The 14400-nt window shown below is 69.0% G+C and carries 14 protein-coding genes; 6 read left to right on the plus strand and 8 right to left on the minus strand.

All coding sequences use genetic code 11. The features are described 5' to 3' along the window. Positions 1-208: 208 nt before the first annotated feature. Both J1C47_RS08720 and J1C47_RS08725 read right to left on the minus strand, forming a co-directional pair. Positions 209-991, minus strand: a complete 783-nt coding sequence (locus tag J1C47_RS08720; protein WP_207350361.1) for a transporter substrate-binding domain-containing protein — start codon at positions 989-991, stop codon at positions 209-211. 58 nt (positions 992-1049) lie between these two features. Beyond that, a complete protein-coding gene (locus J1C47_RS08725) occupies positions 1050-1985 on the minus strand; it encodes an SMP-30/gluconolactonase/LRE family protein (RefSeq protein WP_207350362.1) in 936 nt (311 codons plus the stop codon). A gap of 306 nt (positions 1986-2291) precedes the next feature. Here J1C47_RS08725 and J1C47_RS08730 point away from each other — a divergent pair, with 306 nt between their 5' ends. The 3 genes from J1C47_RS08730 to J1C47_RS08740 are packed head-to-tail and all read left to right on the plus strand — an operon-like array spanning position 2292 to position 4342. Continuing rightward, positions 2292-2975 carry an ABC transporter permease subunit gene (locus J1C47_RS08730; protein WP_207350363.1) on the plus strand — a complete coding sequence of 228 codons (684 nt, stop codon included), beginning with the start codon at positions 2292-2294 and terminating at the stop codon, positions 2973-2975. Between the two features lie 10 nt (positions 2976-2985). Next, positions 2986-3633 carry an amino acid ABC transporter permease gene (locus tag J1C47_RS08735; RefSeq protein ID WP_207350364.1) on the plus strand — a complete coding sequence of 216 codons (648 nt, stop codon included), beginning with the start codon at positions 2986-2988 and terminating at the stop codon, positions 3631-3633. Beyond that, a complete protein-coding gene (locus J1C47_RS08740; protein WP_207350365.1) occupies positions 3617-4342 on the plus strand; it encodes an amino acid ABC transporter ATP-binding protein in 726 nt (241 codons plus the stop codon). Before J1C47_RS08735 ends, J1C47_RS08740 begins: the two co-directional genes overlap by 17 nt. A gap of 18 nt (positions 4343-4360) precedes the next feature. Here J1C47_RS08740 and J1C47_RS08745 read toward each other — a convergent pair whose 3' ends face one another. The 5 genes from J1C47_RS08745 to J1C47_RS08765 form a co-directional block, all read right to left on the minus strand. Continuing rightward, positions 4361-5119, minus strand: a complete 759-nt coding sequence (locus J1C47_RS08745; RefSeq protein ID WP_207350366.1) for an iron ABC transporter ATP-binding protein — start codon at positions 5117-5119, stop codon at positions 4361-4363. Then, complete coding sequence (locus J1C47_RS08750) at positions 5116-6129, minus strand: iron chelate uptake ABC transporter family permease subunit (RefSeq protein WP_425354549.1); 1014 nt, start codon at positions 6127-6129, stop codon at positions 5116-5118. Before J1C47_RS08750 ends, J1C47_RS08745 begins: the two co-directional genes overlap by 4 nt. After that, complete coding sequence (locus J1C47_RS08755; protein WP_207350367.1) at positions 6122-7093, minus strand: ABC transporter permease; 972 nt, start codon at positions 7091-7093, stop codon at positions 6122-6124. The genes J1C47_RS08750 and J1C47_RS08755 overlap by 8 nt, the downstream gene beginning before the upstream one ends. A gap of 67 nt (positions 7094-7160) precedes the next feature. After that, positions 7161-8138, minus strand: a complete 978-nt coding sequence (locus J1C47_RS08760; RefSeq protein ID WP_207350368.1) for a siderophore ABC transporter substrate-binding protein — start codon at positions 8136-8138, stop codon at positions 7161-7163. Positions 8139-8278: 140 nt separating this feature from the next. After that, a complete protein-coding gene (locus tag J1C47_RS08765; protein ID WP_207350369.1) occupies positions 8279-9097 on the minus strand; it encodes an alpha/beta hydrolase in 819 nt (272 codons plus the stop codon). A 103-nt stretch (positions 9098-9200) separates the two neighbouring features. Here J1C47_RS08765 and J1C47_RS08770 point away from each other — a divergent pair, with 103 nt between their 5' ends. Next, positions 9201-9845: a PadR family transcriptional regulator gene (locus J1C47_RS08770; protein WP_207350370.1), complete on the plus strand. Its 645-nt coding sequence runs from the start codon at positions 9201-9203 to the stop codon at positions 9843-9845. A gap of 44 nt (positions 9846-9889) precedes the next feature. Next, complete coding sequence (locus J1C47_RS08775) at positions 9890-10678, plus strand: siderophore-interacting protein (RefSeq protein ID WP_207350371.1); 789 nt, start codon at positions 9890-9892, stop codon at positions 10676-10678. A 159-nt stretch (positions 10679-10837) separates the two neighbouring features. On the opposite strand, the gene J1C47_RS24115 is transcribed toward J1C47_RS08775, so the two are convergent. Then, on the minus strand, positions 10838-11830 hold the full coding sequence (locus J1C47_RS24115; RefSeq protein WP_207350372.1) for a helix-turn-helix domain-containing protein: 993 nt from the start codon (positions 11828-11830) through the stop codon (positions 10838-10840). Between the two features lie 281 nt (positions 11831-12111). Between J1C47_RS24115 and J1C47_RS08785 the strand changes: the two genes are divergently transcribed. Next, positions 12112-14259, plus strand: coding sequence for a TonB-dependent siderophore receptor (locus J1C47_RS08785; RefSeq protein WP_207350373.1), 2148 nt, complete (start codon positions 12112-12114; stop codon positions 14257-14259). Positions 14260-14400 lie beyond the last annotated feature (141 nt).

The raw sequence follows: 14400 nt of genomic DNA on the forward strand, positions 1-14400 counted from the left end.
CACTGTGGCCGGCCGCGGGACGAGCCGATCCGCGGGGCCGCCTCGCGTGCGGCCGGGAACCGGGTCCGGCGGTCTGGTGATGGGCGTGATTGCCGGGCGTAACCTCCGCCCCGGCGGGTCGTCGGGGACGATGGCCGGTCGCGGCCGGCCACCGGCTTGCTTCGTCGCCGCGTCGACCCCCGTCGGGGCTATCGCGCGGTCCGACGCCTCAGCGCATGGTCTCGGGCAGATCGGTGCCGTGATATTTCTTGTAGATCTCGTTGAGCTTGCCGTTCTTCAGGTTCTTCGCGACCCAGTCGTCGAGCCAGGCCTTGAGCTCCGGCTCGTTCTGGCGAAGGCCGACCGCATAGGGGAACGTCTTCATCACGAACTTGACCTTCAGCGGATCGTCGGGACGCTTCTCGTTCGCCTGCTTGATGACCGAGGGCGTGTTGGCGGCGATGTCGGCCTGGCCGCTGGTCACGGCGGTCACCAGCGTCGCGTCGTCGTCGAAGCGGACGATCTCGGCATCGGGGGCGCCTGCCGTGAGGGCGGTGTCGGCCGTGGTGCCGCGGGTCACGACGACGCGCTTGCCGGCGAGATCCTCGAAGCCGGAGATGTCCTGGCCGGCCGGGGCGACGACGACGATCTGGATCTCGCCATAGGGCTTGGAGAAGTCGATGACCTTCTTGCGTTCGTCGCTGACCGAGAAGGACGAGATGACGACGTCCGCCTTGCCCGTCAGCAGGAACGGGATGCGGTTCGGGCCGGTCACCGGCACGAGCTCGAGCTTGACGCCGAGATCGTCGGCGAGGAGTTGCGCCGTCTCGACGTCCGAGCCGGTCGGCTGCAGCTTGTCGTCCATCATGCCGTAGGGCGGCAGGCCGAGATCCGTCGCCACCCGGATGGTTCCGGCCTCACGGATGTCGTCGAGGCTCGAGGCGGCGGCGGGCCCCGCCAGGCCCAGCGCCGCCGCGGCGGCCAGCATCAAGGCTTTCGTCCCAGTCTTCATCGGTTGTCTCCCTGTTTGTAGGATTGTTGGCGATCGTCGCGCGCCCGCCCGCCGCCGCTCAGCCGAGCTGGCAGCCTTCGGCATTGACGTGCAGCGCGTAGAGGGACTGGCTGGCGGCCATGAACAGGCGGGTGCGCCGGCGGCCGCCGAAGCAGAGGTTGGCGCATCGCTCGGGCAGGGCGATCTGGCCGATCAGGTCGCCGTCCGGCGCGAAGATCCGCACCCCGTCGAGACCCTCCCCGGTGCCCCAGCCTGCCCAGAGGTTTCCCTCGCGGTCGCAGCGAAAGCCGTCCGGCGCGCCGTCGGGGCCGGCATCGACGAAAAGCCGCGCTTCGCCGAGGCGCCTGCCGTCGGGAGCAACGTCGAAGACGTGGATGCGCTTGGTCGCGGCGCCGGATTCGACCAGATAGAGCCGGCTCTCGTCGGGTGAAAAGCAGAGCCCGTTCGGCTGGCGGATGCCTTCGGCGACGACGCTCAGCGCGCCGGTCGCGACATCCAGGCGGTAGACGTTGGTGGGAAGCTCCGCCGCGGCGCGGCCGCCCTCGTAGTGGGAAACGATGCCGAAGGTCGGATCGCTGAACCAGATGCTGTCGTCGCTCTTGACCACGACGTCGTTGGGGGAATTCAGGGGCCGGCCGTCGAAACGGTCGGCGAGCACGGTGATGCTGCCGTCATATTCGGTGCGCGTGACGCAGCGCCCGCCGTGGGAACAGGAGACGAGACGTCCCTGCCGGTCGCGTGTATGGCCGTTCTCGAAGCCGCCGCGGCGAAACACCGACACCTGCCCGCTTTCCTCGTCCCAGCGCAGCACCCGGTCGTTGGGAATGTCGCTCCACAGGAGGTAGCGCCCGTCGCCGAACCACACCGGGCCCTCCGCCCAGCGCAGCCCCGTGGCCAGCCGCTCGATCGCCGCATGCCGCACCACGCAGGGCGCGAAGCGGTCGTCGAGGACGCGGATCGCGGGATCCGGATAACGAGAACTCGGTTGCCACATCCGCTCGCGACCTCCCTCCGCATGATGGTGGTGACTTGACCTGTCAATTTGTTACGTCATAAACCCGGCGCAGATCAAGCCCCGGACGGCGAAGATCGCTTCGATGCCCCGAGAAGCCCGGTTTCTCGCCGCGTCTTCTATGCGAGATGGGCGGCAAATGCACGAAACCACGCGCTGAAATGATTTTACAAGTAGCTGGAAAAGGTCCATGACGATCGGTGCGGCGCAGCGGCCGGAAGCGGCCGGGGCAACGGCTCCGGCGATCCGTGGGGCGGCGCCGATCGTCGCGTCGGGAAGGGGAGACTCGTGACCTACACGTTCGATTTCTGGCCGGTCCTCGAGCGCTGGCCGCTGCTCCTCAAGGGAACGCTCGTCACCCTCGAACTGACGCTGATCACCACCGCGCTCGGCATCCTGCTCGGCTCGGTCGGCGCGGTGCTGCGGACCGGCGGGCCGCGCCCCGTGCGCGCCTTCGTCGCGGTCTATGTCGAGGTGATCCGCAACACGCCGCTGCTGATCCAGGCCTATTTCCTGATCTTCGGCCTCGCCTCGGCGGGCCTTCGCCTGCCGATCCTCTTCGGGGCCGCACTGGCCCTGACGATCAACGTCGCGGCCTATACGACGGAGATCGTCCGGGCGGGCATCGAGTCGATCCACCGCGGCCAGACCGAGGCTGCCGAATGCCTCGGGCTCTCGCGGCTGCAGGTCTATCTCCACGTGATCATCCGGCCGGCGCTCGAAAGGGTCTACCCCTCGCTCGCCAGCCAGTACGTGCTTCTGATGCTGTTCTCCTCGATCGTCTCGGCGGTCGGCGTCGACGAACTCTTCGGCATGGCCAACCGCATCCAGTCCGACACCTTCCGCAACTTCGAGGTCTTCGTGGTGGTGGGGGCGATCTATCTCGTCCTGTCGGTCGTCGTGCGCTTCGGCTTCTGGCTCGTCGGGCAGGCTCTCTTTCCCCGCCGGCGCAAGCTCGGCACGGCGCTGTGAGGAGCGGGCGATGAATCCGGTCTTCGTTCTTTCCCTGTTCGACGGGCTTTTGAACACGGTGATCCTCAGCCTCCTGACCTATCTGTTCGGCGGTCTGGTCGGCCTCGCCGTCGCGCTCGGCCGGATCTCGCCGTCGAAGCCCGTGCGCCTCGTCGCCTCGACCTACATCCAGATCATCCAGGGAATTCCGCTCCTCGTCCTGATGGGGTTCGGCTTCTTCGGGCCGAGCATTCTCGGCTTCGGCAACGTCTCGGCGCTCGCCGCCGCGACGATCGCCATGTCGATCTATTCGAGCGCCTATCTCGGCGAGATCTGGCGCGGCTGCCTGCAGGCGGTGGCCAAGCCGCAGTGGGAGGCCGCCGAATGCCTCGGCCTCAGCCGCGTCCAGCGCATGACCCGGATCATCATTCCGCAGGCCGTGCGCATCGCCATACCGCCGACGGTCGGCTTCATGGTCCAGATCATCAAGAACACCTCGGTCGCGTCGCTGGTCGTCGGCTACGGCGAGCTCACCTACAACGCCAAGATCATCAACAACGCGACGTTCCAGCCTTTTGTCTATTTCGGCCTGGCGGGCATTCTGTACTTCCTGGTCTGCTATCCGCTGTCCGAGCTCAGCCGCATGATGGAAAGAAGACTCAATGTCGCCAGTCGTTGAACTTGAAGACGTCCGCAAGAGCTTCGGATCGCTCGAGGTGCTCAAGGGCGTGAGCTTTTCGGTCGAGCGCGGCCAGGTCGCGGCGCTGATCGGCCAGTCGGGATCGGGAAAGTCGACCGCGCTGCGCTGCATGGACCGGCTGGAGACCATCCAGGGCGGCAGGTTGACCGTCTGCGGCCACGCCCTCCACGAGCCGGGCGTCAAGCTGTCGGACCTTCGCCGGGACGTCGGCATCGTCTTTCAGGGCTACAACCTGTTTCCCCATCTGACGGTCGCCCAGAACGTCATGCTCGCGCCGCGGCTGGTGCGCAAGATGTCGAAGGCGCAGGCGAAGGACCGCGCCGAACAGGTGCTGGCGCGGGTGGGGCTGGCGGAAAAGCTCGGCGCCTATCCCGAACAGCTTTCGGGCGGCCAGCAGCAGCGGGTGGCGATCGCCCGCGGGCTGGCGATGGAGCCGAAGCTGATGCTCTTCGACGAGGTGACCTCGGCGCTCGATCCGCAGCTGACCGGCGAGGTGCTGCGGGTCATCGAGCAGCTTGCCTCGGAAGGCATGACGATGGTGCTGGTGACCCACGAGATGGAATTCGCCCGCCGCGTCGCCGACCGCATCGTCTACATGCATCTCGGCAAGGTCCACGAGAGCGGCGGACCGGAAATCCTGACCCGCCCCGCAACACCGGAACTCGCCCGCTTCCTCGAGGCGGCCTGATCGCCGGCCGGCGGCAGGCTACCGCCGGAACAGGCAGCTGCGCTGGCCTTCGATCTCGCGCACCATCACCGGCAGCCCGAACACCGCCTCGATCACCGCCTCGGTGACGACGGCCTCGACCGGGCCGTCGGCGACGATCCGGCCGTCGCGCATCGCGACGACGCGGTCGGCGAAGGCGCTGGCGAAGTTGATGTCGTGCAGGACGACGACGACGACCTTGCCGAGTTCGTCGGCGGCCCTGCGGACCAGCCGCATCATCGAGACGGCGTGGCGGATGTCGAGATTGTTGAGCGGCTCGTCGAGGAGGATCGCCCGCGTGTCCTGGGCGAGCACCATGGCGACGAAGGCGCGCTGGCGCTGGCCGCCGGAAAGCTCGTCGAGGTAGCGCCCGGCGAGCGGCCCGAGTTCGAGGAAGGCGAGCGCCTCGTCGATCTTGGCGTGGTCGGCGGCGGTGAGCCGGCCCCTCGAATGGGGAAACCTGCCGAAGCCGATGAGGTCGCGGACGGTGAGGCGGGCGAGGAGGCCGTTCTCCTGCCGCAGCACCGAGATCCGCCGGGCGAGGTCCGCGCCCTTCGTCCGCGTCACGTCGAGCCCGTCGACGAAGGCCCTGCCTTCGTCGATCGGAAGCAGCCGCGCGATCATCGACAAAAGCGTCGACTTTCCCGCCCCGTTCGGCCCGATGATCGCGGTAACGCCGGGCGTCGTCAGTGTGAGCGAAGCGCGGTCGACGACCCGTGTCTCACCGTAGAATTTGGTCAGCGCGGCGGCTTCGATCATGTCAGGCCCCGCCTCATGACGATGGCGAGGAAGACGACCCCGCCAAAGAATTCGATGACGATGCCGAGCGCGGTGTCGAAGCCGAGGACCCGCTCGAGGATCGTCTGCCCCCCGACGAGGCAGATGACGGCGATCAGCGAGGCGGCGGCGAGCGTTTCGGCGTGGCGGCGCGAGCCGACCAGCGCGACGGCGAGGCTCGCGACAAGAAGCCCGAAGAAGGTCACCGGCCCGACCAGCGCGGTCGAGACCGAGACGAGGACGGCGACGAGCCCGAGGCTCACCCGCGTCAGCCGGTCGGGATCGACGCCGAGGGAGGTGGCGATGTCGCGGCCGAGGGCGAGCACGTCGAGCAGCGGCAGAAGCCGCCAGAAGATCAGCGTGACGATGCCGATCGCCACGAAGGCGATGGCGAGGAGCTCGGTGTCGATGCTGTTGAAGCTCGCATAGAGCCGGTCCTGCAGGACGACGAAGGCGTTCGGATCGATCAGCCGCTGCAGGAACCCCGCGAGCGACCGGAAGAGCACGCCGAGGATCACCCCGACGAGGAGCAGCCGGAAGAGGTCGCGCGCGCCGCCCTTCAGCAGGCTGCCGTAGAGGCCGAGGGCGAAGAGGATCATCACCACAGTCTCGGCGGCGAAGATCAGCCTCGGATCGCTCACCGCGAGGAAGGTGGTTCCGGCGAGGAACACGATCAGCGTCTGGATCAGCGCGTAGAGCGTGTCGAATCCCATGATCGAGGGGGTGAGGATGCGATTGCCGGAGAGCGTCTGGAAGACCACCGTCGACAGGGCGATGGCATGGCCGACGACGATCATCGCGGCGAGCTTCGGCGCCCGGAACGGCAGGACGAAGGACCAGTTGCCGTGGGCGCCGAGCGTCATGAAGAGGGCGGAGCAGAAGAGTGCGAGGAGGGCGAGCAGCGCCAGCGTCCGCCGGGGGCTCCGCGCCGGGCGTCGCATTTCGTTCCGGCTCGCGGCGGCCGGCAGGCGGTCTCCGGCGATCTCAGCCATGGGCCGGCCTGCCCCGCGCGATAAGCGCCAGGAAGATCGCCGCGCCAGCGACGCCCATGATGACCCCGACCGGGATCTCGTAGGGCGAGCGCAGGCTGCGGCCGAGAAGGTCGCAGCCGAGCACCAGACCGGCGCCCGCGATTGCGACGAAGGGGATGACGCGCCGGCCGTTGTCGCCCATCGCCGTCGTCACGAGATTGGGGACGACGAGGCCGACGAAGGGGATGGTGCCGATGGTGGCGACGGTGACGGCGGCGATCAGCGAGACGATGACGAGCCCGAGCGCCACCACCTTCTCGTAGGCGAGGCCGAGATTGACGCTGACGTCGCGGCCGAGGCCGGCGAGGGTGAAGCGGTCGGCCGCAAGGAGCGCCAGCGCGCAGAGGACGAGGCCGATCCACAGAAGCTCGTAGCGTCCCCTGAGAACCATCGAGAAGTCGCCGCTGCTCCAGGCGCCGAGCGACTGCAGCAGGTCGGCGCGATAGGCGAGGAAATGCGCCATGGCCTGGATGATGCCGGCGAGGATCAGCCCGACCAGCGGCACCAGCAGGCCGCTCTTTAGCCGCAGCCGGCGGATCAGCGCGACGAAGACGCAGGTGCCGGCGAGCGCGAAACCGGATGCGACGAGCATCTTGGCGAAGACCGGGGCGCCGGGAAAGAGCATCGTGACGACCACCATGCCGAGCCCGGCAGCCTCGCTCGTCCCGACCGTCGAGGGTTCGACGAAGCGGTTGGAGGAGAGCATCTGCATCAACAGGCCGGCGACGGCGAGGCTGGCGCCCGCAAGCAGCGCCGCCGCCGTGCGCGGGATGCGGCTGACGAAGAGGAGGCGGAGCGTCTCGGCGTCGATCCCGCCGCCCGCCACCTGGGCGAGGGAGAGCTTGCCGGCTCCGACGAACAGGCCGGCGACGAAGAGCACGGCAAGACCGAGGAGGCCGAGGCTGAGGAGCCGGCGATCGGACATGGTCGAAGGCGCTTCTCTTATCAGCGCGGCCGCGCCGGCCCGCTTCGGGCCAAGGCGCAGTCCGCCATCACTCGGCCTTGGCGAAAGCCTCGAGCAGCTGGTCGACGTTGCGCTGCAGGGCGGTCAGGCCGGCGCTCGACAGATACCAGGTCGCCGGGTCGAGATAGACGACCTGGCCGCGCTTCCAGGCATTGGTGTTCTCGACGAGTTCGTTCTTCAGCATGGAGGCGGCGGCGCCCCGGCCGATCGCCGCGTCGCGGTCGACGACGAAGAGCCAGTCGGGATTCGTCCGGGCGATGTATTCGAACGAAATCGCCTCGCCGTGGTTGGAGACGTCGAGATCGTCGTCGGCCGGCGCCACGCCGAAGGCGCCGTGGATGATGCCGAAGCGCGAGCCGGGGCCGAAGGCGCTCATCCGGTTGCCGGTGGTCAGCACGATCAGCCCCTTGCCCTTGCCGGCGGTGTGGCTCTTCAGCTCGGCGATCGAGCTGCGCAGCGCGGCGATGCGCGCCTCGACCTCGGCCTTCTTGTCGAAGATCGCGCCGAGCGCCCTTGCCCGGGCCAGCGCGGAATCGAGGAAGTCGCTCTGGTCGACCGACATGTCGATGGTCGGCGCGACCTTGGACAGCGCCTTGGTCTGGCTGGCCGACCGCCCGCCGGTGACCACCAGATCCGGCTGCAGCGCCGCGACGGCCTCGAGATCGGCCTCGAACAGCGAGCCGACCTTCTTGACGTCGTCGCCGGCATATTTCGCCATGTAATCCGGATAGGGCGCAGCCGGCGCCGCCGCGACGTCGACGCCGAGGGCATCGAGCGTGTCGAGGCTGGCGAGGTCGTAGACGACGACCGTCTTCGGATCGTGCGGGACAGTCTCTTGTCCGGCCGCCGTCTCGACGGTGACCGTATCGCCCGACGCCTGCGCGCTGGCGGCCCCGGCGGCAAGCGGCGCCGCGGCGAAGGCGAAGGCCAAGAGCAGAGACAGCAACGGCTTCGGCCGGGCAGCGGCCGCGCCGAGGGCGCAAAGCGGGCGGTGGGTGGAGAACATCGGCGGTCCTTTCTGCCGGAAGCCCGCCGATCGGGTCGGACGAAGCGGTCTCGGCTGCCGCGGCCGACATCGCAAAACTGGACTGTCATTGTCAATATTTGGAGCGGCGGGCCCGAAGGCCGGCCGGCGGCCCGTCGGCGCTACAGGCCCGGGGAGCCGGCGGCGGTGCGGTCCTCGCCGGCAATCGACAGGAAGCGTTCCAGCGCCGGGCCGACGATCGAGCCGTGGGTCTCCTCCGGCATCGGGACGATGGTGACGTGCCGGTGGCCGGCGTCGGCGAGGCGGGCACCGAAGGCGAGGCCGTTCGGGCCGCCGCGCACGGCGCCGACGGCGGCGCGCTCGGCCCTGGAGAGCGACGGCCGGTCGGCCTTGCGGCCGGCGGCGAGGATCGTCAGTCGCCGCTGGTCATGCGCCACGTGATCGGGCCGGCCGGCGACGAAGGCGTCGAGCTCCGCCATCACGCGGTGCCGGTTCCACCAGACGGAGGGATCGGCGGCGAGGAAATCGGCGATCGGCAGCTCGCGGCGCAGAAAGGCCCGCAGAACGAACAGCCCCGCCAGCGAGTGGCCGAACACTGCCATGCGCCCGGCGGCAAGCGGGTACAGCTCTTCCAGCCAAGGCAGGAGACGCCACCGCAGCATCCCGGCGAAAAGCCGTTCGCCGCCGGTCTCGGGGGTGTCCTGGCCGGGCCTCGTCGGAATGGCGCCGGCCGCCGCACGATCGGTCAATTCGAAATAGCGCCTGGCGATCCGCGCCGCGGCGTCTTCCTCCGGCAGGCCCACACCGACGAGGAGACAGGGCGCGGCCCGCGCCCCGGCCATTTCGGCCGCGCGCTCGAAGAACTGGTCGGCATCGAGGATCAGCGCCACCGGCCAGCCCGCCTCGGGCGGCTCCCCGACGGTCTCCGTAAAGACGCGATAGGCCCGTCCGGCAAAGCTCAGCTCGTGTCGTTCGTGCATGTCGACGCCCTTTGGAACGGGCGCAGCCATAATTCAATCCTTGCGCCGGGACTATATCGAGATATATCGAGATATATCGGAATTCGACGACCCGGAGGTGGAGATGCGGCGAAACCCGTTCGACCGGCGCGAAGGCGCCGGAATTTCCAAGCGCGCATGGTGGTCCCGCCGCCGGCCCGCGGAAAGTCACGATGCCGGCGACGGATCGTCGGCGGAGCGGCAGGGCAAGGGGCGAAGGCACGGCCATGACGGGCGGCACGGCATCGGCGGCCGCGGCGGGCGGGGGCGCAGCGGCGGCCCGTTCGACTACGGCGACCTGCGGCTTCTGATGCTCGCCATGCTCTCCGAGAAGCCGAGCCACGGCTATGAGCTGATGAAGACGATCGAGGAGCGTTTCGAGGGCCGCTACGCGCCGAGCCCGGGACTGATCTATCCGACGCTCGCCTGGCTCGAGGACGGCGGGCTGATCCTGCTGTCGCCCGAGGCCGCGGGGCGCAAGTCCTACGAGATATCCGAGGCCGGCCTGAAGTTCCTCGCCGAGCACCGGGAGCGCGTGGACGCCGTTCTCAGGCGGGTCGCCCGCGGCGAGATCGGCCGCGGCGACGTGCCCGAACCGATCCTCGCCGCGATGGGCGAATTGAAGCGGGCGCTGCGCTCCCGGCTCTCCGGCGCGTCCGCCACCCCAGAGGCCGTCGCCAGGATCGCCGCCGAGATCCGCAAGGCCGCCGCGGCGGTCGACGAGGCCTGAATGAATCCGGCGCGGCCGACGCCCGCCGTATGGAGTAAACCACAATGAACATCCATGAACCCAGCGGCGCGCCCGCCGCGACGCCCACATCGGCGCCCGCGCCGACCCGCCGCGTCCGGCACGAGACGAAGCGCCGGCTGCTGACGGTCTCCGCCATCCAGAGGCTCAGCCCGGCGATGCTGCGCATCGTGTTTGCGGGAGACGATCTAGACGGCTTCACCAGCCTCGGCGCCGACGACCATGTGAAGATCTTCCTGCCGGGAGAGGGAGAGGCGGAGCGCCGGGACTACACGCCGCGCCGCTACGACCCGCGGCGGCGGGAACTGACCATCGACTTCGCCGTCCACGACGCGGGCCCGGCGACCGCCTGGGCGCTCGCCGCGAGGGTGGGCGACGAACTCGTCATCGGCGGCCCGCGCGGCTCCCTGGTCGTCGGCGAGGCGGTGAAGCGCTTCCTCCTGATCGGCGACGAGACCGCCCTGCCGGCGATCGGCCGCCGCATCGAGGAGGCCGCGGCGGGCGCTGCGATCACCAGCCTCGTCGCGGTTCCCGCCGCCGCCGACGAGCAGACCTTCGAGACCCTCGCGGCGCTCGATACGCGCTGGGTGCATCGTCCGCTCGAGCGCGCCGACGATCCCGCCGCGCTGCTTGGCGCGCTGCAGGACGTGACGATCGGGCCGGACTGCTTCGTCTGGATCGCCGCCGAGGCCTCCGTCGTCAGGGCGCTGCGGCAGGTGGTGCTCGAGGAGCGCGGCCACCCCAAGGGCTGGTTCAAGGCCGCCGGCTACTGGGTCCGCGGCAAGGCGGACACGACGGAAAAGTTCGACGACTGACGGTGCCGGCGGCCGGGCGGAAGCCGTCCGCGCCCGGCCGCCATGCCCGAAAATGCCCGGCATCCCGGAGCATGATCCGAAAAGCGGGAACCTGATTTCGGATCATGCGGAAACGGGAAGATGGAGCGGGAGGATGCGCGACGCTCATGTCATCCCGCCCTAACGCACGCTGCCGGGCGAGATGCCGAAATGCCGCTTGAAGGCGGTCGAGAAGTTCGAGGCGCTGCGATAGCCGGCGAGGTGTGCGGCCTCCGCGACGCTGAGGCCTTCCTGCTCGATGGCCCGGCGGGCGCGGTTGAGGTTGCGGCGCCGGACATAGTCGAAGGCGCTCATGCCGTGCACGCTGTGGAACAGCCGCTGCAGCGTGCTGACGCTGGCGCCGGTCGCGGCGGCGATCTCGTCGAGGCTGGGAGCCGGATTGGCGAGCTCGCGCAGGAAATCCTCGATGCGGCGCATCCGGTGGAGGTCGCGCAGGCCGACATGGCCGGTTGCCCAGCAGGCGCGTCGCATGTCGAGCTGGCCGAGGCCCTCGGCGATGAGTTCGAGGGCGCGGCTTTCCAGATAGAGCTTCTGCAGGGCCGGCTCGTAGGAGGGCGGCCTGAGGATCTGCTCGCCGATCGCGATCATGCTGGCGCCCGGCCGCCAGCCGTGGCGGGCGAGATGGGTGCGGCAGAACTCGGCGATGACCGGCGCGCGCTTCGGATCGGCGAGACCGCAGTCGGCGAGCCACTGGTGGGACGCCGTGACGTTGACCTTGCGCAGGTGCTCGCCGCGCCGCGAGCGGCGGGAGAACACCGTCGGGCGGGTGCGGACCATCACCGCGGCGCGCACGCTCGCGCCGTCGCCCTCGCTCGCCGGCATGATCGGCCGTCCGTCGATGGTCGCGTCGACCGCCCCCTTCAGGAACAGGTAGAAGGTGACGCCCGAGCGCTGCTCGATCCGCGTGTCGAGATCCGCCAGCTCGGTGGTGTCGGAGGCGTGGAGGACGAGGCCGGGCCGCAGTTCGGTCAGCCGGTACTGCCCCTTCAGCGCCGCGCCGTCCTCCACGGCGCCGCCGCGCAGCCAGACGAATTTGCGGCCGACGATCGCCGAGGCGTCGGCGATCCGGCTGGCGGCGATGGTCTCCTCGGCAAGATCGTCTGCGGCGTTCACGCCAGTCCTTTCACGATGCGGGGTCCGGGGCGGCCGGCCGCGCCTCTGCAAGACGGCAGGCGTCTCCCGCCGCATGCGTGGCCGACGCGCAACACAATCCTGCCATGATTGCCGCGGCCGCGCCCGGTGCACCCATCGCAAACGTCTTTGACAGGCCCGCAAAAGCGGCACGCTGGCCCTCGTCCCGGCCCCTCCGTAAAACTTGACCCGAAATGACAGGTTTATACGCGTCGGCGCAAGTCCTTCGTCGGGGGCGCCGGCCGGAGTTCGAGGAGTTGGTGATGAGCTTCAATCCCCCGCTGCGGACGATCCGCGCCAGGCTGTTCCGCACGTTCGCGGCGACGAGCGCGCTGACCGCGCTTTCCGCCGGGCATGCCTTCGCCCAGACCGCCGGTTCGACCATCGCGCTCGACACGGTCGTCGTCGACGGGTCGAGCTACGAGACGGAAGGCACCGACAGCTACACCACCGACCTGATCAGCGTCGGAGAAAAGGAGGCGCGGCCGCCGCGCGAGATCCCGCAGTCGACCACGGTCGTCACGCGCGAGCGTATCGAGGACGGCGGCTACACCTCGCTGGACACGGCGCTGCGCGAGACGCCGGGCATCGTCGTCCTCAACAACGACAACGGCCGCTCCAGCATCTTCTCCCGCGGCTTCGAATTCGACTCGCTGTATTTCGACGGCCTGCCGGCGCCGCTCTCCAGCGTCTACGGCACCCAGCCGGACCTCGCGATCGTCGACCACATCGAGATCCTCCGGGGGCCGTCGGGCCTGTTCGGCGGCACGGGCGAGCCGGCCGGCGCCATCAACATGGCGCTGAAGAAGGCGCCGGACGCCTGGCACGGCTATCTGGAAGGCCAGTACGGATCCTGGGACACCGGGCGGGGCGAACTCGACGTCGGCGGGCCGCTGAACGAGGCCGGCACCATCCGCGGCCGCATCGTCGGCGCCTATCAGGACGGCGACAACATGGTCGACGTCGTCGACAACAAGTCCGGCGTCGCCTACGGCACCGTCTCGGTCGACTTGACCGACCAGACCACGGCGACCTTCATCCTCAGCCATCTCGAACGCGACATCACGCCGTTCAACGGCCTGCCGACCTATGCCGACGGCTCGCTGATCGACCTCGACCGCTCGACCTATACCGGCGCCGACTGGAACCGCTTCGACAACGACGTCAACGACTATATCGCCGAGGTCGAGCACAAGTTCGACGACGGCGGCCACGCCCGCGTGGCGCTGCGCTATTCCGACCGCGACGCCGATTTCCTCTACGGCTGGGCGGGAAGCGCCGCCGACCAGGACGGCAACGTCAACGGCATCCGCTGGCTCGCGAGGGACTTCGACGAGAAGTCGCTGGCGCTGGACGCCTTCGTCTCCAAGCCCTTCACGCTGTTCGGCCAGGAGCACAACGTGCTTCTCGGCGCCGACTACCGCCGGATCGACACGACGCTGCTCTCGGCCTCCGGCCTGATCGCCGGTACCCACAACCTCTACGACTGGGATGCCTCGTCGATCCCCGAGCCGACCGTCAACTACACCGCCCAGACCGACAGCGAGCAGCATCAGACCGGCATCTACGGGCAGCTGCGCATCAAGCCGATCGACCGCGTCACGCTGATCGGCGGCGGGCGCGTCAGCTGGTACGATTCCTCGACCGAGAACCTTCTGACCGGCGCCACCCAGGACGAGATCGAGATCGAGGGCCACTTCACGCCCTATGTCGGGGCGGTGGTCGATCTGACCGACCAGATCTCGGCCTATGCCAGCTACACCGAGACCTTCCAGCCGCAGACCTATTGCGACGTCAACGGCGACCTGCTCGATCCGCGTCAGGGCGATCAGATCGAGGCCGGCTTCAAGGGCGAATTCTACGGCGGGGCGCTGAACGGCACGGTCGCCTATTTCCAGCTGCACGACAAGAACCGGGCGGAGCAGGACACCAGCGGCAACTACGTCGCCCTCGGCGAGGTCGAGGCGCGGGGCGTCGAGCTGGAGATCGCCGGCGAACTGCTTCCCGACTGGCAGGTCCAGGCCGGCTACACCTACACCGAGACGGAATATGTCGAAGGCAGCAGCGCCGGCTCGGTCTTCAGCCCCTATACACCCGAGCATCAGCTGCAGCTGTGGACCGACTACACCTTCCATTCGGCCGATGCCTGGTGGGACGGCCTGTCGATCGGCGGCGGGGTCAAGGTCTACAGCGACTTCTCGGCGGTGAGCGGCTCGACCACCATCGAGGCGCCGGGCTACGAGGTGGTCGACCTGCAACTCGGCTACGAGTTCAACGAGAACCTCTCGGCCAAGCTCAGGATCAACAACCTCTTCGACGAGAAGTACTATGCCCGGGTCGGCTCGACCTCGGTGTTCAACTTCTACGGCGAGGAGCGCAACGCGATGCTGACCCTCAAGGCGAAGTTCTGAGGAAGCGCGACGGGGGCCTCGAGACACGAAGCCCCCGTGCCGCGCGGTTTCCGGTGCCCGCCCGCCGGTCGCCGGCGTTGCCGAGATGGGGCGGCGCCGAGGCTTGCGCCCCGAGCCGCAGGCGGTGCGCCGTGCCTCGGG

Source organism: Jiella sonneratiae (assembly GCF_017353515.1).
Taxonomy (GTDB): domain Bacteria; phylum Pseudomonadota; class Alphaproteobacteria; order Rhizobiales; family Rhizobiaceae; genus Jiella; species Jiella sonneratiae.

Coding starts and splice junctions, on each gene's coding strand:
- J1C47_RS08740 (WP_207350365.1), top strand. CDS start 3,617: ATGTCGCCAGTCGTTGAACTTGAAGACGTCCGCAAGAGCTTCGGATCG.
- J1C47_RS08750 (WP_425354549.1), bottom strand. CDS start 6,129: ATGGCTGAGATCGCCGGAGACCGCCTGCCGGCCGCCGCGAGCCGGAAC.
- J1C47_RS08725 (WP_207350362.1), bottom strand. CDS start 1,985: ATGTGGCAACCGAGTTCTCGTTATCCGGATCCCGCGATCCGCGTCCTC.
- J1C47_RS08745 (WP_207350366.1), bottom strand. CDS start 5,119: ATGATCGAAGCCGCCGCGCTGACCAAATTCTACGGTGAGACACGGGTC.
- J1C47_RS08785 (WP_207350373.1), top strand. CDS start 12,112: ATGAGCTTCAATCCCCCGCTGCGGACGATCCGCGCCAGGCTGTTCCGC.
- J1C47_RS08775 (WP_207350371.1), top strand. CDS start 9,890: ATGAACATCCATGAACCCAGCGGCGCGCCCGCCGCGACGCCCACATCG.
- J1C47_RS08770 (WP_207350370.1), top strand. CDS start 9,201: ATGCGGCGAAACCCGTTCGACCGGCGCGAAGGCGCCGGAATTTCCAAG.
- J1C47_RS08755 (WP_207350367.1), bottom strand. CDS start 7,093: ATGTCCGATCGCCGGCTCCTCAGCCTCGGCCTCCTCGGTCTTGCCGTG.
- J1C47_RS08720 (WP_207350361.1), bottom strand. CDS start 991: ATGAAGACTGGGACGAAAGCCTTGATGCTGGCCGCCGCGGCGGCGCTG.
- J1C47_RS08765 (WP_207350369.1), bottom strand. CDS start 9,097: ATGCACGAACGACACGAGCTGAGCTTTGCCGGACGGGCCTATCGCGTC.
- J1C47_RS08760 (WP_207350368.1), bottom strand. CDS start 8,138: ATGTTCTCCACCCACCGCCCGCTTTGCGCCCTCGGCGCGGCCGCTGCC.
- J1C47_RS08735 (WP_207350364.1), top strand. CDS start 2,986: ATGAATCCGGTCTTCGTTCTTTCCCTGTTCGACGGGCTTTTGAACACG.